General features: G+C 68.6%; 16 protein-coding genes. 11 read left to right on the forward strand and 5 right to left on the reverse strand.

The genetic code is table 11. The annotated features are described in order from the left end of the window. Position 1 precedes the first annotated feature (1 nt). On the forward strand, positions 2-1,207 hold the full coding sequence (locus ACFPCV_RS26255; protein ID WP_378059006.1) for an MFS transporter: 1,206 nt from the start codon (positions 2-4) through the stop codon (positions 1,205-1,207). 186 nt (positions 1,208-1,393) lie between these two features. On the opposite strand, the gene ACFPCV_RS26260 is transcribed toward ACFPCV_RS26255, so the two are convergent. Next, positions 1,394-5,263, reverse strand: coding sequence for an amino acid adenylation domain-containing protein (locus ACFPCV_RS26260; protein WP_378059007.1), 3,870 nt, complete (start codon positions 5,261-5,263; stop codon positions 1,394-1,396). 1,299 nt (positions 5,264-6,562) lie between these two features. Beyond that, complete coding sequence (locus ACFPCV_RS26265) at positions 6,563-7,798, reverse strand: cytochrome P450 family protein (RefSeq protein WP_378059008.1); 1,236 nt, start codon at positions 7,796-7,798, stop codon at positions 6,563-6,565. A gap of 277 nt (positions 7,799-8,075) precedes the next feature. Between ACFPCV_RS26265 and ACFPCV_RS26270 the strand changes: the two genes are divergently transcribed. Further along, positions 8,076-9,422, forward strand: coding sequence for a condensation domain-containing protein (locus ACFPCV_RS26270; protein WP_378059009.1), 1,347 nt, complete (start codon positions 8,076-8,078; stop codon positions 9,420-9,422). Positions 9,423-9,439: 17 nt separating this feature from the next. Further along, positions 9,440-10,840 carry a class I SAM-dependent methyltransferase gene (locus ACFPCV_RS26275; protein WP_378059010.1) on the forward strand — a complete coding sequence of 467 codons (1,401 nt, stop codon included), beginning with the start codon at positions 9,440-9,442 and terminating at the stop codon, positions 10,838-10,840. Positions 10,841-11,026: 186 nt separating this feature from the next. Here the strand turns inward: ACFPCV_RS26275 and ACFPCV_RS26280 are convergent, their stop codons facing one another. Continuing rightward, a complete protein-coding gene (locus ACFPCV_RS26280; RefSeq protein ID WP_378059011.1) occupies positions 11,027-11,599 on the reverse strand; it encodes a DUF2306 domain-containing protein in 573 nt (190 codons plus the stop codon). Between the two features lie 422 nt (positions 11,600-12,021). Between ACFPCV_RS26280 and ACFPCV_RS26285 the strand changes: the two genes are divergently transcribed. From ACFPCV_RS26285 to ACFPCV_RS26320, 8 genes are all read left to right on the forward strand, one after another. Continuing rightward, on the forward strand, positions 12,022-13,791 hold the full coding sequence (locus ACFPCV_RS26285; protein ID WP_378059012.1) for an amino acid adenylation domain-containing protein: 1,770 nt from the start codon (positions 12,022-12,024) through the stop codon (positions 13,789-13,791). Between the two features lie 34 nt (positions 13,792-13,825). Further along, a complete protein-coding gene (locus ACFPCV_RS26290) occupies positions 13,826-14,863 on the forward strand; it encodes a class I SAM-dependent methyltransferase (protein WP_378059013.1) in 1,038 nt (345 codons plus the stop codon). A gap of 17 nt (positions 14,864-14,880) precedes the next feature. Next, entirely contained in the window at positions 14,881-16,554 is a 1,674-nt protein-coding gene (locus tag ACFPCV_RS26295; protein WP_378059014.1) for a thiamine pyrophosphate-binding protein, read from the forward strand. 20 nt (positions 16,555-16,574) lie between these two features. Beyond that, positions 16,575-17,945 carry an FAD-binding oxidoreductase gene (locus tag ACFPCV_RS26300; RefSeq protein WP_378059015.1) on the forward strand — a complete coding sequence of 457 codons (1,371 nt, stop codon included), beginning with the start codon at positions 16,575-16,577 and terminating at the stop codon, positions 17,943-17,945. Between the two features lie 128 nt (positions 17,946-18,073). Then, positions 18,074-19,657: an MFS transporter gene (locus ACFPCV_RS26305; protein WP_378059016.1), complete on the forward strand. Its 1,584-nt coding sequence runs from the start codon at positions 18,074-18,076 to the stop codon at positions 19,655-19,657. A 195-nt stretch (positions 19,658-19,852) separates the two neighbouring features. Further along, positions 19,853-20,344, forward strand: a complete 492-nt coding sequence (locus ACFPCV_RS26310) for an SRPBCC family protein (RefSeq protein ID WP_378059017.1) — start codon at positions 19,853-19,855, stop codon at positions 20,342-20,344. 220 nt (positions 20,345-20,564) lie between these two features. Continuing rightward, positions 20,565-21,032, forward strand: a complete 468-nt coding sequence (locus ACFPCV_RS26315) for an SRPBCC family protein (protein ID WP_378059018.1) — start codon at positions 20,565-20,567, stop codon at positions 21,030-21,032. Between the two features lie 187 nt (positions 21,033-21,219). Next, positions 21,220-22,653, forward strand: coding sequence for an extracellular solute-binding protein (locus ACFPCV_RS26320; protein ID WP_378059019.1), 1,434 nt, complete (start codon positions 21,220-21,222; stop codon positions 22,651-22,653). A 14-nt stretch (positions 22,654-22,667) separates the two neighbouring features. Here ACFPCV_RS26320 and ACFPCV_RS26325 read toward each other — a convergent pair whose 3' ends face one another. Together ACFPCV_RS26325 and ACFPCV_RS26330 are read right to left on the reverse strand one after the other, a co-directional pair. Then, positions 22,668-23,444, reverse strand: a complete 777-nt coding sequence (locus tag ACFPCV_RS26325; RefSeq protein WP_378059020.1) for a maleylpyruvate isomerase family mycothiol-dependent enzyme — start codon at positions 23,442-23,444, stop codon at positions 22,668-22,670. A gap of 461 nt (positions 23,445-23,905) precedes the next feature. Next, entirely contained in the window at positions 23,906-25,480 is a 1,575-nt protein-coding gene (locus ACFPCV_RS26330) for a 4-hydroxyphenylacetate 3-hydroxylase family protein (RefSeq protein ID WP_378059022.1), read from the reverse strand. Positions 25,481-25,484 lie beyond the last annotated feature (4 nt).

The raw sequence follows: 25,484 nt of genomic DNA on the forward strand, positions 1-25,484 counted from the left end.
GATGGTCACACAAGATGAGCGCACGCACTCGGCCGTGAAGGGTTGGCTGGGGGTCGCTGCGATCACAGCCAGTCTGTTCGTGTTCCTCACCACCGAGCTGATGCCCGTCGGTCTGCTCACTCCGGTGAGCTCGGATCTGAACATCACGGTGGGCGCAGCCGGCCTGATGGTCACTTTGTACGGTATCTCGGCCGGGCTGGGCGTTCCCTTCGTCGTGGCATGGACCAGGCGGGTCAACCGGCGCCTGCTGCTGTCGCTGCTGCTGGTGGTTCTGGCCGTCGGCAACCTCATCACCGCCCTCGCGCCGAGCTACCCGCTGGTACTGACGACACGGCTCATCATGGGTTTCGCCAACGGGGCGTTCTGGGCCATCGGCATCGGCATGGCGATGCGCATCGTTCCCGGACGGCACGCCAACCGGGCGGCCGCGATCGTGATGTCCGGCATCTCGATCGCCACGGTGCTCGGCATTCCACTCGGCACGGTTCTGGAAAGCGTCACCAGCTGGCAGACCACGTTCTTCATCTGGAGCGGTCTGAGCGTGCTGGTGTTCCTCGCCGTCGCCATCCTGGTGCCATCTCTGCCCTCGGCGAACGCGGTGTCGGTCAGGGAGGTGTTCGGCCTCCCGTTCAGGAACGTCCGGCTGCGGTTGGTCCTGGTGACCGTCGTGTTGTTCGTGCTCGGCCATTTCGGCGCCTTCACGTTCATGCGGCCCTACCTGGAGAGCAGTTCGTCCTCGTCGTCCACGTTCATCACGGTGTGCCTGATCATCTTCGGCATCGGCGGCGCGGTCGGGAACTTCGTCGCCGGGCACACCGTGGCCAAGAACCTGGTCGGCAGCTTCGTCGTCGGCGGCCTGGTCCTCGTGGCGGCACTGCTGTTGCTGCTCACGACCGGTCACGGGGCAGGGGGCGCGCTGATCGCGCTGGTCTTCTGGGGCATCGCCTACGGTGTCATGCAACTGAGCCAGCTCACCATGACCCAGACCGCCGCACCGGAGACCTTCGAAGCCGCCATGTCACTCAACACCATGGCGTACAACACGTCCATCGCGCTCGGCGCGCTGTTCGCCGGGCTGTTCGCGGACAACGTCGGCATCACCAGTGTCGTCTGGTTCGGCATCGTCCTGGTGGCGGCGTCGCTGCTCTTCACGATCGGCAGCAACCGGCGGGCCACCACACCCGAGCTGGCCACCGTCGGCAGCTGACCGCCACAGCGAAAGCCTCCGCACTTCGGCGCCGAAGTGCGGAGGCTTTCGCTGTGCTGAGCTTGGGAACCACCGGCCTGGACTGCCGGTAACGGGCACATCGTACGAGGGTGCCGACGGGGTCGCAGGGTGTCTCGTTCCGGCACCCTCACGGGTACCGGAACGAGCGCCGGTGGCTACCGGCCTTCACGCCGCGCGGTCGTCGCGCTGCTCCGCCGCGCCGAGCCGGCCGCGGATCTGCCCGACCAGCTCGTCGATGCCGGTGTCCTTGAGCAGGCCGTAGTGATCGGCCTCGAGGTCGACGAACATGGGCGGCCGCGCCGAGTAGCCGCTGCTGCGCTCCAGGAACGAGTAGTCGTCGCCGCGTGCGCGGAAGACCGTGATCGGCGCGTCGATCCGGCGCTGCGCCAGCTCCCGGAAGGTGTAGCTGAACTCGTGGGTCTGCTGGACGATCCCGATGATCCGCCGCACCACGTCGGCGTCCAGCTCGGGGAACCGGCTGATGACGAACGAGGCGAAGCTCTCCTCGTCGGTGGCGGTCTCGAGGCACCGTTCCAGCACCGGCCCGTTGATGGTGCCTGCGAAGACCGAGAACAGGATCGTCACGAACGCCGGGTTGGCGTAGACGGGGTCCGAGCCGTTGGCCAGCGCGTCGCGCGCCCTGACCTTCGGTGAGCCGGGGGCGATCAGGAACAGGTCGTCCACCCGCTGCCCGGCCTGCTCCAGCTGGTAGGCCACCTCGAACGCGACCCGCGCGCCGAAGGAGTAGCCCCACAGGGTGTAGGGCCCGTCGGGCTGCAGTTCCCGGATCACCCGGACGTCCTCGGCGGCCATCTCCCTGATCGTGGGGTACGGGACCTCGCCCGCGTTGATGCCGTGCGCCTGCACGCCGTAGACCGGCCGGTCGAGGTCGACGGACTCGGCCAGCAGCCGCAGGTTCATGGTGTAGCCGCCGAGACCGGGCCAGCAGTAGACGGGAGCGCCGTCCTCGGGCCGCTGGGCCCGCAGCGGCACCAGCCGCGAGGAGGCCTCGGCCGACCCGAGTCTGCGGGAGAGCTTCTCCACGGTGGGCGCCTCGAACAGCACCTGCAGCGGCAGTTCGCTGCCGAACTCCTTGTTCAGCTGGTTGACCAGCCGGACGGCGACGAGCGAGTTGCCCCCGCAGGAGAAGAAGTCGTCGTGCACCGAGACGGTCTCCAGCTTGAGGGCCTTCTTCCACAGCGCGCAGACGCGCCGCTCGGTGCTGGTCCTCGGCGCGGCGAACGGGCGGTCCTTGCTGTCGACGTCGGTCTTCGGGGAGGATTCGAGGGCCTTGACGTCGATCTTCCCGTTCGCGGTGAGCGGCAGCCGGTCGAACACCACGACCTTGTTGGGGATCATGTAGTCGGGCAGGAAGTTGACCAGGTCGTCCCTGACCATCTCCGCGGGGCCCTTCATGTGTACGACGTCTTCGCGCATGCCCCGGTCGAACACCTGCTCGTCGCTGACCCGGCCGCCGATGAAGAAGTAGGACGGGCCGTCGGCGTGCCCGGATTCGGCGAGGATGCTCCGGATCCGTTTGGCGGCGGGCAGGTCGTACCCGGTCTTGGAGCTGTAGCCACAGGACATGAACCCGAGGTTGAGTTCGTTCATCTGCAGCCGTTGCAGCACGCGGCCGAGGTCGAGGTAGCCCAGCCAGTCCTCGCCGGTCCGGCTGACGACCGTGACGCCGACGCTGGCCCTGTCGTAGACGTGCTGGTTGATGGCGATGACGTGGCGCTTCTGCACGAGGTCGTCGGAGATCCGTTCGAGCTCGCCCGCGTGGTACCGGTACTGGCCGGCCGGCAGGTCGGCGACCTTGCCGGGGTGGACCTGGAGGTAGAGGTCGAGGTCGTCGTCCTGGCGCGCCATCGCGTACGGGGCGAACTCGAACGTGCCGAGGTAGAAGTCCTCGTCGGCGCAGTCGAGGTTGTCCTTGACCGCGGGGGTGTACCCCCGCTCGCGGATCGTCAGCCCGAACAGCGGGAGGTACTCCTCGAACAGGCCGACCATGTGACCGGCCTCGATCTCGAGTACCTCCTGGATGTTGTTGCTGTAGACCGCTTCGATCGCGCGTCGCTTGCCGAGGAAGTGCACGCGGACGTACGGCGTGTCCGAGGCGGCGGTCCCGGTGATCAGCACGAGCTGGTGGTTGCCGGGGTGGTAGTAGTAGTAACCCGGTGCCAGGCCGGCGATCCCGTTGATCTCGACGTACAGCTGGGTCGCGTACAGCGACCCCGGTGAGGCGTAGGCGTACTTCGGCAGCAGTCGTTCCCCGCTGACGCAGTCACCGAAACTGCGCATGATCTCGCCGAAGTCCTCGTAGCTCAACGAGGTCACTTCGTGCGAGGCGCCGCCACGCGGCCTGCGGCCGAGCAACGAGACGACGTCGGCCCTGGTGACCTCGCCGCCCTCGAAGAACCGGTAGGTCTTGCGCGCGAAGACCCACTTGCGTTGCAGCGCGGTCGCCTCCGCACCGGGCAGGTCGACGACGGGACGGCCGCGCAGCTCGTCGGGCGTGCGCCGGCCCGGGTTGGAAAGCTGCGTGCGTACCGCGAGTTTGTCGTCCTTGGACTGGTGGTGCGCGCCGTGGTTGCCCTGGTCCATAAGGGCGGCTTCCTTGGGGTTCAGCTCGACACAGGCGATGAGGTTCTGGAACCCGCTGCGCTCGTCGTGCTTGACGATGACGGCGGCGTTCCTGACCCAGTCGTGTTCCTCGATGGCCAGCCTGATCTCGTCGAGCTCGACCCGGAATCCGCGTAACTTCACCTGGTTGTCGGCACGGCCGACGAACTGGACCGTGCCGTCGGCGTTCCAGGACACGAGGTCACCGGACCGGAACCACCGGGTCTGGGCCACGTCGGGGATGGCGATGTCGACGAACCGCTCCGCGGTCAGGTCCGGCCGGTGCAGGTACCCACGCGCGAGCTGGGTGCCCCCGATGTGCAGCTCCCCGACCTCGCCGACGGAAACAGGCCGGCGATCACCGTCCAACACCACGTACACGGTGTCGCGCACCGGCGCGCCGATCGGGATCGTCAACGGCCCTTCGGCGAGGGCGGCGCGGTCGACGGTGTGCGCGGAGGAGTTGATGGTGCACTCGGTCGGGCCGTAGAGGTTGATCAGCTCACACCAGGGCAGCGCGTCGAGGCACTGCGTGGCGAGCATCCGGGACAGCGCCTCGCCACCGCTGAAGATCTGGGTGAGCGAGGTGCATTCGGTCAGTTCCTCGGTGTCCAGCAGGGCTTGCAGCAACGTGGGCACGCATTGGACAGTGGTGATCCCGTGCGTGCGGATGGTCTCGATCAGCCGTTCGGGGTCCCGGTAGATGCCAGGACTTCCCATGACCACGGTGGCGCCGCAGGCAGGGGCGAGGATCTCCCACTGTGCCGCGTCGAAGCTCATCGGGGTCTTCTGCAGAACGACCTTGTCGTGGAGTTCGTAGGTGGATCCCAACCAGCGCAGCTGGCTGACGACGCTGCGGTGTTCGATCATCACCCCCTTGGGCTTTCCCGTGCTGCCCGAGGTGTAGATGACGTAGGCGAGGTCGCGCGGACCGGGAGCAGCCGCCGCCGACGGCCGGGCACCGCGCACGTCACCCGCGGTGACGATCGTGGTGCCTGCCGGAGCGAGGTCGGCGAGCCGGCCGGTAAGCTCCTCCTGAGTGAAGATGACCTTCACCCGGGCGTCCTCGATCATGTAGCGCAGTCGCTCCTCCGGATACTCCGGGGACAGCGGCAGATAGGCGCCACCGGCGAGCAGGACGCCCCAGGCACCCACCATCAACTCGACCGAGGGGTCGACGAAGAGCCCGACGCAGTCGTCGGCGGTGACGCCGAGGTCGCGAAGGTGCGCGGCCACCTCGACCGCACGCGCGGCCAGTTCGCGGTAGGTGACGCTCTCGCCGTCCCCGATGACGGCGGTGGCGCCGGGCCGGCGCTGGACCTCGTCGGCGAACAGATCCACAAGAGACTTTCCGGCGCGGGGGTAACCAGCGGTCTCGCTGCCGACAGAATCGCTGCGCTCGACAAGTTCCATCGGTACTCCCGGGTGGTGACGTAACCGGCCATCTTGTCGGATGCGGTATATCTCAGCAAGGTTATCCCGCCGCGTGAAGAATTCCCTCTCGCAGGATGCTTTCCCCATTAGCCCACTTCAAACGTTCCGCAGCCATATGGGCACTTACGGTTATTCTACCTGGTAGGCCGGATGCCGCCGGGCGACTGGTAGTCCATTGAGGAATTCGAGACCACGCCGCGAAACGATCTATTCAAGATCTAAAAAACCGGACATCCTCGACTTTGTTACCGCCTCCGGCAACGGGGGCGGAGCGGATTGATTCCCGGCCCGCCCCGGCAGAGCCCGCGCCGACTGGCCGCGGAGCGAGTCACCACAACCGTAGGACGCCCGCAATGCCCCGAAAGACGCTTTCGAGACGCCGAGCGTCCCAAAAGCGTCTTTCAGAGCGAGAAGCCAGGACACGTAGCGCCCCGACGGAACACCCGAAGGGCGACTGGTGCCGTGAAAGGCGCGTTCACGGCACAACCGCTGCCGTGAATGGCACATTCACGGCGTTGAGCGCCGTGAATGGCCCATTGACGGCATCGCGAATGCCGTGAACGCGCCTTTCACGGCACCAAGCCAGGGCGCTCGCGCCCGCCCCGAGCCCCCGAGCCCCGCGCACCGGCCCCCGGACCCCGCGCACCGAACCCCGGGCCTCGACCCCCGCGCACCGGCCCCCGGACTCCGCGCAGCAGTTCCCGCGCACCGGGCCCGCGCGTTGGCCCCGCCACAGCAGGCCCCGCCGCAGCGGGGCAACGACCCCGCGCAACCCCGATGGTGGCGTAAGCCCACCCCATAGGGGCTCCCTGCCATCCCGTCGACCTGGCAGCGCCCGATCACGCCGTGTCAAGGGGGGCCACAAGCCCGAATCACATCATGCGGAAACCCGGCCCCCCTTGGCGCGGTGTGATAGCCCGTAGGGAGGTCGACGGGATGGCAGGCAGACCCGAACCCAACCGCCACCGACATGCCCCTCCGCCACCCCCGAGACCTGCCCGTCCGGCGAGGACAAACCCACAACGGATGGCAGGCAGACCCGCCCAAACCGCCGCCGACCTGCCCCTCCGCCACCCCCGAGACCTGCCCGTCCGGCGAGGACAACACCCACAAACAGGCAACCCCAGAGACCCGTCCGGCGAGGACAAAGACCACCAAACAGGGGAGACCTGCCCGTCCGGCGAGGACAAACCGACACAACGCCGATGGGCCGCGCCGTGCCAAAGGGCCCCGAGAAACCACCCAGCACAGCGCGGACCAGTCGCCGTGACTCGCGAATCAGGCCGCCGCGCGGGCGGAGGCCGCCAGCCGGACCGGCAGCGTCTGGTGCCCGTTCATGATGAAGGTGGGCAGCGGCACCAGTTCCTCGGCGGGTACGGCGAGGGACAGCCGGGGGAACCGTTCGAACAGTGTGGACAGTCCGATGGTGGCGACCATGCGGGCGATGCCAGCGCCAAGGCAGTAGTGCGGTCCGTGGCCGAAGGACAGGTGTTCCTTGTTCGGCCTGGTGATGTCGAACTCACCGGCACTGTGGCCGTGCATGGCGGGGTCGCGGCCCACCGCGCTGTAGTTGATCAGGATCGCCTCGCCCTGCGGGATGGTCACGTCGTCGAGCGGAATGTCCTCGACCGCGTAGCGCAGCGGCAGGTGGGCCAGCGGCGACTGCACTCGCAGCACCTCGTCGATGACGTCGTTCCAGGACTGCTGCCCGGAACGGACCAGTTCGAGCTGCTCGGGGTGCGACAGCAGGGCGGTGATCGCGTTGTCGAAGAAGTTGATGGTGGTTTCGGAGCCCGCGCCGAGAATCGCGAAGATGGTGTCGGTGAGCTCCTGCTCGCTCAGCCGTGAGCCGTCCCCGTCCCTGGTGGCGATCAGGTCGCTGGTGATGTCCTCACCGGGGTTGGCGCGCTTCTCCGCGATCAGGTCCGCCATCGCGCCGCGCCAGCCGGTCAGCACCTGCTGCGCCTGTTCCGGGCTGATCGTGGTGTCGACCATCAGGTCGTACACCTTCGCCGCCGCGGCCCTTGCCGGCTCGGACATCCCGATCAGGTCGGCGACCAGGCGGGCGGGCAACGGGTAGGCGAACCCGGCACGCAGATCGACGACCTCGTCCGGGGACGCGGTCGCCATCCCGTCGAGCAGTTCGTTGGTGAGCTCGATGACCCGGGGACGAAGCAGTTCGGTGCGGCGGGCGGTGAACGCCTTGCCGACCAGCCTCCGCAGCCGGACATGATCCTTGCCGTAGGCAGTGACCATGTTGTCCATCGCGATCCAGCTGATCATCTCCCAGTCCGGCGGAATCTCGCCGTTGATGAACGCCTGCCAGTGATTGCGCGCGCTCTTGGTCACCTTCGGGTTCGCCAGCAGGTGTTTGACCGCCGCGTAACTGTTGATCGACCACGCGGGCACGCCTCCGGGCAGCGTCACCCGGACGGCGCTGCTCATCGCGCGCAGCCGGTCCGTTTCGCCGTGCAGGTCCTTCCCGGATGCGTCCAGTACCGGATCGCTCGTCATTGGCATCTCCATTGGGTGTGCGTGCACGGTCTTGGGAAACGTACGTACTCGCCATCCTCGTGAGGGCAGGAAGAGCTGCGCATCTTCGGCATTGCCGAAGAGTTCCGCCGTGCTGTCCGGTTCGCACGCGAGGAGATGTCATGGCGGTGTCGGCGGTGCTGGACTAGCCGCACGACAGTCCGCTGTAGGAGGAGCCACGCATGCGAGTTCTGTTCGCGACCGTCCCCCACCCGAGTCACTCGTTCGCCGAGCTCGCCACCTTGCACCGGAGCGGGTCGTGACCGGATCGGACACCTCGCAAACGCTGTCCCTGCAACAGGAGTTCATCAACGCGCTGGACAAGGGCGACGAGATGGGCCCGTTCGGACCGGCCTACGTGCTGGCCTCGGCATGGCGGTTACGCGGTCCGGTCGACCCGGCCGTGCTGTCCGCCGCGCTGGACGATGTCGTTGCCAGGCACGAGATCCTGCGTACGCCGGTGGCACGCGGCTCGTCGGTCGCGCTGCCGCCGGAGCCGGCGCCGGGGCCGGTGCCGCTCGCCGTGCACGACCTGAGCGGGACGCCGGTCGCCGACCGCGACCGGCGCGGCGAAGAGCTGCTCAACGAGATGGAGGGCGGCCGTTACCCGGTGACCGAGCTGCCGCACCTGCGGGCCGCGCTCGCCGTGTTCGCCCCCGACGACGCCGTGCTCGTGCTGCTGGTGCACCACATCGTCGCCGACGGCTGGTCGATGGGCGTGCTCATGCACGACGTCGCCGACCTGTACGCGGTGCGGTGCGGTCACGAGGTGCCCGCGCTGCCGCCGGCCCGGCAGTACCACGAGTTCGCTGCCGCGCAACGGGAAAGCCTCACGGACCCGGCAGTGCTGAAGGCCGCGAAGTACTGGCGTGAGCACCTGGCGGACGCCGAGATGACGCTGATCCCCGCCGATCGGCCGTTCGCCGGGAAGACCGCGGCCTACGCTGCACACCGCTTCCTGCTCGACGCCGAGCTCACCGCTGCGACAGCCCGGTTGGCCAAGTCGCACCGCGCCTCGCCGTTCATGGTGTTTCTCAGCGCCTACAACGTCCTGCTGCGCGAGCTCACCGGCACCGAGGACGTCGTGGCGGCGTCGTTCAGCGCGGGCCGGGGGCTCGGTGACTTCAACCACGCGGTGGGGCCGTTCCTCAACTTCGTGCCGCTGCGCACCCGGCTTGCCGGGTGTCGCACGTTCGCCGATGTCCTCGACCGCACCCGCACCACGTGCCTCGGCGCCTTCAGCAACGAACTGCCGTTCCCGCTGATCGCCATGGAGGCGCCCGGACTGCTGGCATCGGCGGCCGAGCCCGAGCGGGACCTGCCCGCGTTCGAGCTCCTGCAGTTCCCGCCGGAGTCGAGCAGCGAGAAGGTCGGTGGGCTCGCGATCACCGAGCTGCGACGGCGACTGCTGTCCCAGGACGTCAGTTGCGGTATCCCGGACGGGATCGTATGGGCACTGGACGTGCTGCCCTCCGGCGAGACCGTCAACAGCCTGAAGTTCGACAAGAATCTCTTCGACGCGGACACGGTATGGGGCTGGGCGCACTCGTTCGAGCGGATCCTGCGCGCGGCGGTGGCCGATCCGAACTCCCCGCTGCCCCAGTAGTTGTGAAGGGAACCGCAATGCCGACCACCAACCCGGCCGCGGCGGCACTCGCCGCCGCACTGATCGAGGCCGAGGACGCCGGCAAGGGTGAGCTGGCGATCCTGCTCGGCCTCGCCATCGAAGCCGAAGAGGGGCAGGCGGCGGGTCCAGTGACCGCCGCCGCCCGCGCCCGCGTCGACGACTACCTGTCGATCTGGCGGGAGACCGCGGACGAGGCGCTGTCGCTGGCGCTGCTGTACCTGCTGGCGCACTTCCCGCAGGACCGGGACCGGGTGCTCGACACGGCGACGGCGTTGCCGCTCGACCCGGAGGACCTGTCCAGGCTGCGTCGTGCGCTGGCCGAACTGGACCAGGACAACCCGGACATCGGCCGGGTTTTCCCGCATCCGGCCGCGTGGGAACGCGACGACGCCGCGCGCCGCTTCGACCAGGCGCGGATCAGCGCCCTCGGTGCGGAGAAGATCGCCGGACTCTGGCGGGAGGACACCGAAACCGTGCTCGGTCACCTCGGCGTGAAGGCGCGCTGGGCGGTCCGCAACGGCCCGGTGGTGCCCGCTTCGTCGGACTCCGTTCCGGACCGCGACGTCGAACCGCCCGCCGCCGGGGCGGAACTGCTGGCGCAGCACGCGGCGGCGTTCCGGTGCCCCGGGTGCGGCGGTTCGCTGCGGCTCGCGGACAACCTCGCCAAGTGCGCGGCGTGCTCGAACGCCTATCCGGTCGAGAAGGGCATCCTCGATCTCACCGCCCGGGTCGGCGAGACCGGCGATGACTTCCTGCTCAAGCTGGCGCAGGTGCCGAGCATGGGCCACTACTACGAGGCGCACGCGCGGCCGAACTTCGTGCGGTTGTGCGGATCCAACTGGGCCGGCCAGGTCCTGCCCTCCGACGAGGACGACTACATCGCCTCGCATGTGCGTCCCGTCGACGGCCCGGTGCTCGACCTGGCGGCAGGTGCGGGCCGATGGACCGAGGTGCTGGCGAAGACCGTCGGCGCGGAACGGGTCATCGCGCTTGATCTGCTGCTGCCGATGCTCGTCACGCTGCGCGGACGGCTCCCCGAGGTACCCGCCGTGCTGGCGAGCGCGGCCACGTTGCCCTTCGGCGACGCGACGCTCGGTGCCGTGCTGTGCTGGAACGCACTGCAGGCATTTCCTGCCGACGCTCCCACGGCCATCGCCGAGGTGGCCCGCTGCCTGCGGCCGGGCGGCACGTTCACGTTGCTGACGTTCCGCAACTCCGACGACCCGGTCTACCGGTATTTCGCTCGCAGGCACCGGTTCCCGGCCCACAACGACGGGTTGACGCTGTTCGACCGGGACGAGCTGGTCGGCTGGCTGACCGAGGCGGGCCTGGAGATTCGCGATGAGGCCTCGCCCGGCACGTTCGTGATCATCAACGCCGTGCGCCCGGCCGGCTGACGGGCCAGGGCTGGGGCGAAGTCCCCGGTCTCAGCCGGTCGAGTCGAGAATCCGGCGCATCGAGTGGATTCCGCAGGTCGAACCGAACCGCCCCGCCGCGGCATGGCCGCGGCGGGGCGCTGTCGGGTTGTATGCCGACCAGGACCGTCCGACCCAGCCCATGGCCGACGAGCAGGCTGTCGACGATCAGGTCGCGGTCGGCCGTCCGAGGGCACCGCGGGCCGGGCTCGGACGTGCCGCCCGTGGCGCGGCATCCTTGCCGCTGGTCACGTACCAGTGCGCGACGGCGAGGTTGAGCACCCACGTCAACCACTGGAGCGAATCGAAGGTGACCACCGGGCTGATCAGCGGAGCGAGATGCGGCGCGGCGACCACGAGCCCGGCGTTCAGGGGGATCACGAGAGTGAGTGCGATGCTGTAGGACATCCACTGCCGGTGCTTGGCGAACTGGTGCTTGCGAGCCGCCCGCCAGGCGACCGCGGTCGCGGCCAACCAGACCATGCCCCAGAAGAAACTCGCGGTGTTCGTCGGCTCGCCGATGACGAACAGCACCCCGACCAGCAGGACCGAGCACGGCAGCACACCCGCGAACACATAGGCGCGGCCGTTCCACCGGTGCAGGCGCGGAAACCGGCGCCGCATTCCCGGCCAGATCTGCACGAGCGCGGTGATCATGGTCAGAACACCGAACGAGCCGTGCAACACCCGAACCGCCGCGACGTCCGGATCGACGAACCTCGGTATGAAGTGCGGCAACATGACGCTGAGATAGAGCACCACGCCGGCAGCGATCAGGGATACGCCAACGACCGGCCACGACCAGGTTCGATGTGCGGGCGGGCGTGGGAATCCAGTTGTTGGCGGTGTGCTGAGCACCTGTTCCGTCGACACGGGCGACCTCCTTCTTGCCGGCGCGACGACGACAAGGTGCCGACCTCGGCTGATCACTCACTGAGATCGGTTGGTTACGCACCGGGCATAGGAAGGTTCGCACGGTGCCGGGCGGCGCAGCGTCTTTGTCCTTGCGTAACAGGGAGTTCCTGGCGCGGCCCCGGACGGTTCACCGCGCGGCGGTGTCTCTCGTGCCGCTCGGCGGGGGCCAGCGCAATACCGAAGACGCCGCACGACCTCGGGAGCGAGCAGACTTGACAGCAGTCGGTACATGAGGCGAGGAGCGGATGATGCGCCACACTTCCATTCCGGGCTGCTTCGTCGCGCAGGTGCACCAGACGCCGGACGCGGTCGCGCTGTCCGAAGGAGAGGCGCGACTGACCTACCGGGAACTGAACGAACGCGCGAACCAGGTCGCCCACCGGCTGCTGAGCGCAGGCGTGGCCGCGGGGGAGCCGGTCGCGGTGGCGATGGCGCGGTCGGTCGAGCTCGTGGTCGCGATACTGGGGGTGCTCAAGGCAGGCGCGTGCTATCTCCCGTTGCACGAGGCGTATCCGGTCGAGCGTGTGCAGGACATCCTCGACCGTGCGAACGGTCCTTTGCTGCTGACCGACGAGCCGACCAGGGTGCGTGGTCTGCCGCGGGCGGAGCGGGTCGTCTTCGCCGACGACACCACGGAGTTCACCGGCCGGTCCACAGTGGACCCGGTGATCGCGGAAGCGGAGGGCGGGCAGGTCGCCTACATCATGCACACGTCCGGTTCGACCGGTGAGCCGAAGGGTGTCGCCGTCACACACCGCGGCGTGCTCGGCCTGGCGCTGGACTCGTGCTGGGACACCGGGCGGCACGAGCGGGTGCCGATGCTGGCTCCGTACGCCTTCGGAGTGTCCACCTACGAGATCTGGGTGCCGTTGCTGCGCGGCGGGACCATCGTGCTGCCGCGCGGCGCGCTCGACGTCGACGGGTTGCGGACGTTGGTCGCCGAGGAGTCGATCACCGGGTTGCATCTGACGGCCGGGTTGTTCCGGGTGATCGCGGACGAGGCGCCGGAGGTACTGTCCGGTGTCCGCGAGGTGCTGACCGGCGGCGACGTGATCGCGCCATCGGCCGTGCGGCGCGTTCTCGACGCCTGTCCCGATCTCGTGGTCCGCGCGACGTACGGCGCCACCGAACTGTCCTCGTTCGCCGCGCACTTCCCGATGACCGCGCCGTTCGAGGAGCCGAGGACCATCCCCATCGGCTACCCGATGGACGACGTCCGCGTGCACGTGCTTGACGACGAACTGCGGCCGGTCGGTCCGGGCGAGGTCGGTGAGCTCTACATCGGCGGGCCCCGGCTGGCACTCGGCTACGTCGGCAGGGACGATCTGACGGCCGAGCGGTTCCGCACGGATCCGTTCGAGGGACAGGGGCATCGCGTGTACCGCACCGGGGACCTGGTGCGGACGCGGGCCGGTGGTGTGCTCGAGTTCGTCAGCAGGGCGGACAACCAGGTCAAGATCCGTGGTTACCGCGTCGAGCTCGGCGAGATCGAGTCGACGCTGGCCGCGCACCCGGGTGTCGTGCATGCCGCTGTCGTGACGCGCGAGAGCGAGCTCGGTGAGCATCGCGTCGTCGCCTACGTGGTGTTCCCCGCCGGGACGGAGCCGGCGTCGGCGACCGAGGACCTGCTTGCCGACGCGGCGCGACGGCTGCCGGAGTACATGCTGCCGTCGGTGGTCATCCCGCTCGACCGGCTGCCGCTGACGCCGAACGGAAAGCTGGACCGTGCCGCGCTGCCGGAGCCGGAGTCCGGTACGTCGGCGAACTACCGGCCGCCGGCCACCGCCCGCGAGGCGGTGTTGTGCGCGGTGTTCGAGGAGGTCCTCGAGGTCGGCCGGGTCGGCATGGACGACAGCTTCTTCGATCTCGAGGGGAACTCGCTGCTCGCCATGCGGCTGATCAGCCGGATTGCCGCGCGACTCGACGTGGAGCTCACCATCGCCGATCTGTTCAACGCTCCCACGGTGTCCGACCTGTGCAAGCTCCTCGACGACCAGGGAGTGACCAACGATGAGTGAGCGACGGCCCGACCCAGTCGCAACGGGAGGAAAAGTGAGCGCGGAGTACATCAACGGCGTCGAGATGCTGCGGGGAGTCGAGGAGGATTTCCGCGGCGCGCGCGAGGCGGCCTACATCTACAACTCGGCCGTGGCCGCCTGGGCGATCTGCGCGGCGTGGGAGGTCGGCGCGCTGGACGAGCTGAACGAGAACCGCAAGCTCGACACCGCGGAGTTCGCCGAGGCGCACGGCCTCGACCCGCTCTCCACGCTCGGCATGTTCCGCGCTCTGGCTTCGGTCGAGATCGTGCGCAGGATCGAGACCGTCGTCATGGCGACCGACAAGTTCGACGAGATCTACCGGACCAAGTCGTTCTTCCACTGGCTGAACCGGGGCAGCGGCGAGTTGTTCCGGCAGATGCCCAAGGCGCTGGTCGAGCGGAACCGCGTCGGTGAGTACTACGAGCGGGACCCGGCGGCGATCGCGTACGCCTGCCGGGACATCAGTGCCATCACCTACGACGAGACGTTCCACGCGACGCTGGACCGGATCGACTTCCCGTTCACCGTCGTCGCCGACCTCGGCTGCGGCAGCGGCGGGCGGCTGATGGACGTGCTCGGGCGTCATCCCGGCACCAGGGGGTTCGGCATCGACATCGCCGAGCCGTCGCTCGAGGTGGCCAGGCGTGACGCGGCGGAGGCTGGCTTCGGCGACCGCACCGAGTTCTTCCAGGCCGACGTGCTGAACCTGCGGGAGCGGCCGGAGTTCCGTGAGGTCGAGGTGCTGACCTGCTTCATGATGGCGCACGACTTCTGGCCGAAGGAGACGTGCATCGCGACCCTGCGCCGGTTGCGGGAGCTGTTCCCGAACGTCAAGCGGTTCCTGTTCGGTGACGCGACGCGATCGGTCGGTGTCCACGACACCGAGCTCGGCGTGTTCACGCTCGGTTTCGAGCTCGGGCACGACCTGATGGGCACGTTCATGCCCACCCTCGCCGACTGGTGCTCGGTGTTCTCCGAGTCGGGCTGGAACCTGCTGCGCGTCAACAGGATCGAGGTCGCAGCCGGTGAAGTGATCGCGGAACTCGCCTGAGGGAACGGGAAACCCCAGTGACGACACTCGCGGCGGCAGTCGCGCACGAACTCGCGGCCGGCGGTGTCCGGCATGCGTTCGGCGTCGTCGGCGGCGGGAACATTCTCGCCGCCGCCGGGCTGACCGAACATGGCGTCCGTTATGTCGCGGCCAGGCACGAGGGTGGTGCCATGGCCATGGCCGACGCCTATCACCGGGTGAGCGGCTCGGTCGCGGTCTGCACGACCTCCCACGGGGCGGGCATCACGAACACGGCGACGGCGCTGGCCGAGGCCGCACGGCACGGGAGCGGGATCGTCGTGCTGTGCGGCGATCACCCGGTTTCCGGCCTGCGCCGCTGCGATGTCGACCAGACGACGTTCGCGCGGACGCTCGGCGCCGAGGTCGTGCGGGTCCGGGACGCGGGCACCGCACGTGCCGACGCGGCCGAGGCGTTGCGTCTGGCCCGTGCGTTGAGCCGCCCCGTGCTGTTGTGCCTGCCGAACGATCTGCTGAACACCGAGGTGCCCGAGCGGCTGGTGTTCACGGTGGACGGGGAAGGCACTTCTGGTGCCGGAGCCGAAGCGGTGCGGGCTGTGGGCGCCGCGCCGACGGCGGACGACGTCGGCGCGGTGCTGGAGCTGCTGTCCACCGCTCGCCGCCCGTTGGTCCTTGCCGGGCTGGGGGCGTGGCGTGCGGACGCCGGAAAACCCGTCGCGGACCTGGCCGTCCGGGCCGGGGCACTGCTGGCGACGACGGTGATGGCGAACGGCCTGTTCAGCGGGAACCGGTTCGCGCTGGGGATATGCGGCGGATTCGCCGCGCCGCGGGCAGCCGAACTGATCAAACAGGCCGATCTGGTGCTGGCGTTCGGCGCCGACCTCGACCCCTTCACCCTGCACGGCGGGCGGCTGCTCGATCCCGGTGCGCCGGTGGTCCGGATCGACAACGTGCCGCGCACCCGCGTCGCGCCGGTGTCGCTCGAGATCACCGCAGACGCGTCCGTCGCGGCGTCGGCGCTGACCGACGCGATGAACGCGGCGAACCTGCCCACGTCGGCGTGGCGGGACGCGAACGAGGACCTGCTGCCGTGCGCGACCTGGGCGGACCAGGCCCATCCGGACGCGAGCACGGTCGACCGGATCGATCCACGCACCCTGACCAAGGCCCTCGGCGACCTGCTGCCCGCCGAACGGACGGTCGTGTTCGACGGCGGTCACTTCATCAGCTGGCCATCGATGTACTGGTCGGTACCGGACCCGGCGGCGATGGTGTTCATGGGTGGCGCTTTCCAGGCCATCGGACTCGGGTTCGCCGGCGCGGTCGGTGCCGCCAGCGGGCGTGCCGACCGGTTGACGGTGGTGGCGCTGGGTGACGGCGGCTCGCTGATGGGGCTGCCGGAACTGGACACGCTGATCCGCTCGGAATCGCCGGTGCTCGTGGTCATCTACGACGACGCCTCCTACGGCTTCGAAGCGCACCTGTACACCCCGCGCGGCGCCGATCCGCGCACGGCGTCGTTCGCCGACACCGATTTCGCCGGGGTGGCCCTGGCGTTGGGAGCCGAAGTGGCCGTGGTGCGCGCGGTGCCCGACCTCGACGCCGTCCGCGACTGGCAGGCACGCGGTCCCCGCGGCGTGCTGGTGCTCGACTGCAAGGTCGTGCCGGATGTCATCGCCCCGTTCCTGTCCGACCTGATCGCCGGCCACTGACCACACGGAAGGAGTCCGCGATGGCACCGAAAACCGTTTCGCTTCCTCATGAGCCGGGCTTCGAAGAAGCCACACAGGTGTTCAACCTCGCCGCCGTGCCGGAGCCGGCGGCGGCGTTGACGGCGCACACGATCGATGACATCCGCGCGGCGCTGCGCTATGCCGAGGCGAACGGGTCACCGGTGCGCATCCTCGCCACCGGGCACACGGCGGCCGCGCAACGTCCGATGGACGGGGCGGTGCTCGTCAGGACGGCGCTGCGCGGTGAGGTCGAGGTCGACGTCGCCAGACGGGTCGCGCGGGTGCCGGCCGGTACCCGCTGGGGCGCGGTGGTCGAGGCCGCCGTCCCGCACGGGCTGACCGCGCCGCACGGCTCGTCGCCGACCGTCGGGGTCGTCGGTTACCTGCTCGGCGGCGGTATGAGTGCATACGGCAGACGGTTCGGTCTCGCCGCCAACAGCGTGCTGGCGATCGAACTGGTCACGGCGGACGGCGAGGCACACCGGGTCGACGCCGGCACCGACGCCGAGCTGTTCTGGGCGTTGCGGGGCGGTGGCGGCGGCTTCGGCGTCGTCACCGCGGTCGAGATCGCCCTGTTCCCGGCGTCGTCGGTGCACACCGGCGCCGCGTTCTGGCCCGCGAGGCACGCGGCCGAGCTGCTGGCCGCGTGGCGGGCGTGGACGCTGGACGCCCCGGACGAGGTGACGACGTCGCTGCGGGTGCTGAACCTGCCCCCGCTCCCCGGCGTTCCACCGGCTCTGGCCAACGGGCCGGTCATCTGCGTCGATGGCGCGGTGCGCTGCCCGGACGACGACCACGAGACCACGGCCAGCAGGCTGGCCGCGGCGCTGCTCGACCCGTTGCGCGCGATCGCCGAACCGGTGATGGACACCTGGCAACGGGCCGACCCGTCCGCCGTGCTGGCGGCGCACATGGATCCGAGCGATCCGGTTCCCGTCGTCGGCGAGCACATGCTGCTCGGCGAACTCGACGACGGCGGTGAGGCCGCGTTCCTGCGGGTGCTCGGCGAGGGATCGGGCTCGCCGCTGGTGGCGGCGGGACTACGCCAGCTCGGCGGCGCGTACACGCGGCCGGACCCTGCCGGCGGGGTGCTGAACCACCTGGACGCCCGGTTCTCCTACGCGGGGTCAGGGGTGCCGATGGGGCCGGTGACCGTCGAGGCGCTGCGGAAACACGCCGCGAAGGTGCGGGCCGCGCTGAGCAGGTGGGACACCGGGCAGACGGTGCCCTCGTTCGTCGAACACGTGGAGCAGCCGCAGGGGCACCTCACCCCGGAGCAGGTCGCCGCGGTGGACCAGGTGCGGAGGCGAGTCGACCCGGCCGGCCGGTTCCGCGGCGACATAGCGCCGAATGCGACCGCACTGGACTGACTGGAGTACACCGCACTTTCGGAGAAGAATCGGTTCGCTACAGACGGTACAACAGGAAGGGCGCACAGAAGGGTGTGTTTCCCACGGGGCTGCTCGCGGGACCCGACGACGCGAAAGAGTGCAAGTTCATGGACACAAGCGCTGGAACGACCGCGCTGGCCGGTCGGAAAGAGTTCATCGGGCTAGCGGTGCTAGCCCTGCCCACCATCCTGGTGGCCCTGGATATGAGCGTGTTGTATCTGGCGCTGCCGCATCTGAGTGGTGATCTCGGGGCCAGCAGTGTGCAGCAGCTGTGGATCACCGACATCTATGGATTCCTGGTCGCCGGCCTGCTCATCACGATGGGAAACGTGGGCGACCGGATCGGCCGCAAACGGCTGTTGATGATCGGCGCGGGCGCGTTCGCCGTTGTCTCGGTGCTGGCGGCGTATTCCACGAGCCCCGAGATGCTGATGGTCATGCGGGCCCTGCTGGGTGTCGCCGGTGCCACGATCATGCCGTCCACCATGGCGCTGATCGCCGCCATGTTCCAGAACCCCAAGCAGAACGCCATGGCCATGGGCGTGTGGATGGGCTGCTTCATGGGTGGCACGGCACTCGGCCCGATCATCGGTGGCGGGTTGCTCGAGTTCTTCTGGTGGGGCTCGGTGTTCCTCCTCGGCGTGCCCGTCATGGGCATCCTGCTGGTTCTCGGACCGAAGGTGCTGCCGGAGTTCAAGAACCCCGCCGCGGGCAAGATCGACCCACCCAGCGTCGTGTTGTCGCTCGTGGCGATTCTCCCGATCATCTACGGCCTCAAGCAGCTCGCCCACGACGGGGCATCCGCGCTGCCGATCGCCGCCGTCGTCGTCGGCGTGGCGTGTACGGCCATGTTCCTGCGGCGGCAGAAGCGGGTCGCCAATCCGCTGCTCGACCTGGGTCTGTTCCGCAACAGGACGTTCAGTTCGGCACTGAGCCTGACGGTCGCCGCCGGGTTCATCGCGGGCAACCAGCTCTTCGTCTACATGTATCTGCAGTCGGTCGAGGGGCTGTCGCCGGTGGCGACCGCGCTGTGGCTGGTGCCACCCGCGCTCGTCACGCTGATCATGATTCAGGTTGCGCCGCTGCTGGCCCGCCGGATCCCGCCAGGCCGGGTGATCGCGGCCGGTCTCGTGGTCTCGGCCATCGGCTTCCTGCTGCTGACGCAGTTGGACGGCACGGGCAACGACATCCCGTTGCTGGTTACCGGTCTGGTGATCGCGAACCTCGGTATGGGCCCGATGGCCGGGCTGTGCGCCGCCCTGGCGATGCAGTCCGCTCCGATGGAGAAGCTCGGTTCGGCGGCCGGGATGACGTCGACCTCGGGCGAGTTCGGTATCGCGATGGGTATCGCGGTGCTGGGCACGGTGGGTACCACGCTGTACCGGAACACCATCGAGATCGACCCGGGCGTGCCGGCCGCGATGGCGGACACGGCAGCGGAGAGCATCGCCGGTGCCCAGGTCGCCGCGAGCAGCCTGCCGGCGGCGGATGCCGGGAACCTGTTGCAGAGCGCCTATCAGGCCATCACGACCAGCGTGCACGGCACGGCGATCGGGAGCGCGATCATCGTGGCGGCGGGAGCGGTCATCGCCGCGATCGGTCTGCGCAACGTGCCGGCCACCGGGCAGCACGCCCAGCCGGTCGCCGATGACGCGGACACCGCCAAGGCGGAGGCCGAACCGGCGGTCTGAGGCCGGGAGGCGAACGATTTGTGTCGGGCGGCACCTGAGAGCTGACGGGTGTCGTCCGGCCACGAACAGCGAGCCCGACACAACAGAAGATCACGCCACGCGCAGGGGGTCCAGTTCGCATGCCGGAAGTGGGTCGCGTTCATTGTCGTTGGTCGGCAGCCGGATGGCCCCGCTGTGCAGTTGAAAGGACATGGCATGGCTGACGCTTCACCGGCAAGAAAGCAGAAGGAGTTCGGGGTCACCCGGATCGTCGACGCCCCGCGGGAGCGGGTGTTCGAGGCCTGGACCGACCCGGACCAGCTCGCGAAGTGGTGGGGACCGGCTGGCTTCAGCACGCCGCGGTCCTCCGTTTCGATCGACGCCCGGCCCGGCGGCAAGTGGACGGCGACGATGAAGTCGGACGGCGAGGACGGCACCGAGGTTCCTTTCTACGGTGTCTACGAGGAGCTGGAAGCACCCGCGGTGCTGTCGTTCACCCTGATCGACGAGAACCATGCCGAGTTCGATCCCGACGACCCGGAGAAGGGTGCCGAGCGGGTCAGGGTCGTGTTCAACGACAAGGACGGCGAGAAAACGGAGATCGTCTTCCGTCAGGTCGGGTACCTGCCGGACGACCAGATCGAGCCGAGCCGACAGGGCTGGGTGAGTTTCTTCGATTGTCTGGCCGACCATCTCGCGAAATCCTGACGGTAATCGTCCCGCCGTGCACGGGACTGATACGATCGGTCGCGGCCAAAGGGGCCGTGACTTCGGTCGTGTCGGCCGTTGTTCGCATAACTGAATACAGAAGATCACACATCACGCGCAGGGGGCGGCCCGCAGGTCGAAAGTGGGTCGCATTCGTTTGTGGTCGACGCTGTCGGTCGGCAGTCGAATGGCCCCGCTGTGCAATTGAAAGGAACATGGAATGGCTGACGCTTCACCGGTAAAGCAGAAGGAGTTCGGGGCCACCCGGATCGTCGACGCCCCGCGGGAGCGGGTGTTCGAGGCCTGGACCGACCCGGACCAGCTCGCGGAATGGTGGGGACCGGCCGGGTTCAGCACGCCGCGGTCCTCCGTTTCGATCGACGCCCAGCCCGGCGGCAAGTGGACGGCGACGATGAAGTCCGACGGCGAGGACGGCACCGAGGTCGCCTTCTACGGCGTGTACAAGGAGCTGGAAGCGCCCGCGGTGCTGTCGTTCACGCTGGTCGACGAGAACCATGCCGACAGCGACACCGCCGAGCTGGTCAAGGTCGTGTTCAACGACAAGGGTGGCAAGACGGAGATCGTCCTCACGCAGAACGGTTATCTGCCGGACGAGCACGTCGAGCCGAGCAGGCAGGGCTGGCTGAGCTTCTTCGACTGCCTGGCTGATCATCTCGCGAAATCCTGAGCCGCGGTGGGTGCTTTGATCGGCGCGCTGGTTGTGCCCGATCAAAGTACCGGCCAGCAATCGTGGAGATGTCCTGTCCGATCTGTCCGTGTGATCCTGTGGGTGAGCAGACAACGTCGGTTTGTCGCAGACGACTGGTTGCGCTCGCAAGGATGTTGCGTTACGGATACGCGGTGAGGAGATCGAGTTGAGCAAGGTCGTGATCGACGTATGGGTGCCAGACAATACGTTTCCGGGCTGGATGGACCGCTGGTACAAGATCGGCGCTGAATTCGAGAAGGTGCACCCGGAATACACCGTCAAGGTGACGGCGACGAGTTTCTGGAACGCGCCGCTCGAAGTCGCGCAGGCGGCCGCGCAGGGGAATGCTCCCGCGGTGTCCGAACTGTATTTCTACATGGGCCAGTCCGCCCGCGACATGACGAAGCAGGATGGCAGCCCGCTGTTCACCTCGCTGGAAAGGGCGATCGGCGGCCGCACCGAGATCAGCGGTGAACCCGTGGTGACGGGCGATGTCATCGCGCCTTTCCGCGACTACTTCAGCTACCAGGGCGAGCTGTTCTCGATGCCGTCGGTCGGCACGACGAGCGTCCTGTTCGCGAACACCCGCCTGCTCGAGGCCGCCGGTGTCACGCGGTTGCCGGAAACATGGGACGAGGTCACCGCCGTCTGCGAGACGCTCGCCGGCGCGAAGAACGGCCCCAAGTACCCCATCACCTGGGCGAACCACGGCATGTTCTTCCAGCAGGCGCTGGCCACGCAGGGCGGGCAGCTGGTGAACAACGACAACGGGCGCGCCGGCCGGGCCACGAAGATCGACCTGGCGTCGAAGGAGATGCTGACCTGGGTCGAGTGGTGGCGGCAGCTGCACCGGGACGGTCACTATCTGCACACCGGCGCGATCCCCGGCTGGATGGAGGGTTTCGCCCCGTTCGCCGAGCAGCAGGCCGCCATCCGGATCTCGTCGTCGAACGACATCAACTACACGCTGCGGGCGGCGGAAGGTGCCGGGTTCGATCTCGCTGTGGGGATCTTCCCGTTCAACGACCACGTTCCGTACGCAGGCAACGGGGTGGCAGGCACGTCGCTGTGGCTGACACAGGGCCTGGACAAGGCCACCGAGGACGGCGCGCTCGCGTTCACGCAGTTCCTGCACAACCCGCGCAACGCGGCCGACCGGCACAAGGACAACAGCTTCATCCCGATCACGCAGGGGTCGTTCGACCTGCTCGAGAGCGAGGGCTGGTTCGCCGAGCACCCGTACCACCGGGTGCCGAGTGACCACATCCACCGTGTGCCGTCGGGGGCGACCCCGGCCGCGGGCGGTGGCCTGAAGTCGCAGGGCGCCGTGTTCGGTGACTTCGCGGGCGCCCAGGACGTGATGACCAGGGCCGTGCAGGATGTGCTGGAGACCGACGTCGACCCCGCCGAGCGGTTCACCGAGGCGACCCGCGAAGCGCAGCACCTGCTGGACAACTACAACGCCTGGGCGACGAGCCCGGCGCCGCGCGATCCGGACGCCGCTCCGCACAGCAGCCTGAAGGTGGAGCACTACGCCGGAGCGGTGGCCGGCAAGGACTACGGCGGCAAGGATCTGGAACGCATGGTCCAGAAGGACTGACCGGTCGTCACGTTCTAGTCGGTGACCCAGTCCATGTGTTCGATCCAGTGATCGAACAGCTCCCGGTCGCCGAGGAGTTGCAGGGTGCGTGCGTCATCCAGGGGTCGACGCCTGGTGAGCACCTGCAACAACTCGGCGGCCGGACCACGTGCGGTGGCGTCGGCCTCGGCGTGCGTGCGCTCCAGAACGACCAGGTCCGGTTTCCGGCGCACGAGCCATCCGTCGGCGGTGTCGGTGGCATGGAAGTGCAGCGACTGGCCGGTGTCGGGTATCGCGTCGACGAACTCCGGTCTGGCTTGCGCGTAGCCCGGCGATGTCAACGTCTCCAGCCAGTCGTCGATGGCCGTGACGGCGTGTTCGGGCGCCACGTCGTACCGCGCCCCGACCGCGACAGCCGCGTCGGCGCGGTGCACGGTGATCTCACCGAACAGTCGTCGCGCCCAGAACGGAACTCCCGAGTCCGCACCGGAGGGATCCCACACCGGCGTGTCATCGGTGACCGAGTCGAACGCCTCGGTCGCCGCGGTCTCGGTCTCGGTCAACCACGCACGCCAGCGGGCCGGATCGGCGGGCCCCGTGTCCGTGGCGGCGAACGCGGCGCTCGGATCGGTCAGCCGCTGCCCCACGAGGGTCGCCACCATCCGCTGCGTTCCGCCGACATGGCTGACGAGATCGGCGAGGGTCCACCGCGGGCAGGTGGGCACCGGGGTCTCCGGGTCCTTGTCATGCACCCAATCGGCGAACGTTTTCGTTTGCACGGCGAAAGATTCCAGGTGTGCGGACGTGTCCAACGTTCTTCACCTCGATGTGCCTCTCGATGCCAGTGACACTCCGTATCCGACCAGCACGGCAAGTAGTTGTCAAATTGGCGGATACGTCCTGATGGGGGCTTTACCGGGTACGGCTGGGGGGTTACCCCGCCAGTCCTCCTGGTAACCGTCCGTGCCACTGATCGCGTGCTGCCGCGCAGGCGGGCGAGGTGCCCAGTGGCGGCAGGAGGCGGGCAGCGCGTGCCTCCTGCCGCGGCCCCGGCGGTGGCGGATCACTCGGTGACGGGCACAAGGAAGCCCACCCGCGGCACCCGCCGTCAGCGGAATACCGGAGTGGGCGTGTCATCCAGAGCGTCGCGCCCGCCCTTCGGCAGGCCGGGCCGCCGCGCCGGCCCGCAGAGCACCAGCGCGGCCCCGAGCAGCAGGATCAGCACCTGGTGCCCGTCGACGGGGCGAGGCCCCGTCGACGAGCGGATCCGGGCTCAGCCGCCGAGCAGGTCGCGGCCGCGCTCGGCAAGATCCTCGTAGGAGGAGAGGTCGGGCACCTGCCAGCCGTCCAGGTCGTACTCGGCCAGGCACTGGTCGACCAGCGCCTTGTAGCCGTCCAGTTGTCCGTCCGCCATCTGTCCGAACAGCAGCTCGACCCGGGTGTTCTCGTGGTTGCCTGCGTAGTTGCGCTCGTAGAGCTCGTGCCTGCCGCCGAACTCGCTGCCGACCGCGTCCCACAGGAGTTTCATCACCTTCACCCGCTGGACCGCGTCGATGCCGTGCGAGCCGCGCAGGTACTTGTCCAGGTACGGCCGGACCTCCGGGTTCTGGAAGTCCTTCACGCTGGAGTTCAGGTAGATCAGTCCACTCGCGACGTCCTGCAGCACGATCTCGCGCAGCCGCGCGTAGCCGAGCTGGGAGAACCACCGGTACGCCATCCCGTAGCGCGGGTTCGGCAGCACGGCGCCGTTGCGCCACGGCACCGGGTTGCGGGCAGCCGCGTCGGAGAACGCCCAGAACAGGTTCCGCCAGGCGAGTACCTCACCCAGCCTCGACTGCACACCGCGGAAGTCGCTGACCCCGGTGATCTCCAGCGCCTTGGCGAGCAGACCGGCGAGGAACTCGAACTTCACCGCGAGCCGGGTGCAGCCGTGGAAGGTGAACCGCTCGATGAACCCGGAGTGCCCGGTGAACATGCCGACCTTGACGACGTCGCCGTAGATGAACACGTTCTCCCACGGGATGAGCACCTTGTCCAGCACGAGGATGGTGTCGTTCTCGTCGAGCCGGGAGGACAGCGGGTAGTCGAACGGGCTGCCGGTCAGCGCGGACGCCGCAGTGTAGGACTGGCGGCAGATCAGCTTCATGCCCGGCGCGTCCATCGGCACGGTCGCCACGAGCGCGAACTTCTTGTCCTTGATGGGCAGTCCGTAGTGGGCGATGAAGTTGTAGTGGGTCAGCGCCGAACCGGTCGCGACCACCTTCGCCCCGGACACGATCAGCCCGTTGTCGGTCTCCCGTTCCACGTGGACGAACACGTCGGCGACCTCGTCCGGCGGCCGGTCCCGGTCCACCGGCGGGTGCACGATGGCGTGGTTCCAGTACAGGACCTTCTCCTGCGACTCCCGGTACCAGCGCCGCGCGTTGTCCGCGAACGGGTTGTAGAAGTCGGCGTTCGCGCCCAGCGTGCCGAGGAACGACGCCTTGTAGTCGGGACTGCGGCCCATCCACCCGTAGGACATCCGTGCCCACGCCGCGATCGCCTGCTGGTCGGCGACGAGGTCCTCGGCGCTGTGCGGTGTGGTGTAGAAGCGGTGGGTGTAGCCGGGCGGCCCGCCCGCGTCGGTGGCCGTGGTGAGCACGTCGCGGTGCTCCGGATCGTGCAGCGCGTCGTAGAGCCGGGCCGTCATCCGCACCGGGTTCCGGAACGCGGGGTGTTCGGTCACGTCCTTGACGCGCTCGCCGTAGAGGTAGATCTCGCGGTCGTCGCGCAGGCTCTCGATGTACTCGGCGCCGGTGAGGGGCCGGGTCTGTTCGGGCACTGGGTCTCCGCCCTCTCGTGATGGCATGGGG

Source organism: Actinophytocola glycyrrhizae (assembly GCF_042653545.1).
GTDB classification, from domain to species: Bacteria; Actinomycetota; Actinomycetes; order Mycobacteriales; family Pseudonocardiaceae; genus Actinophytocola; species Actinophytocola glycyrrhizae.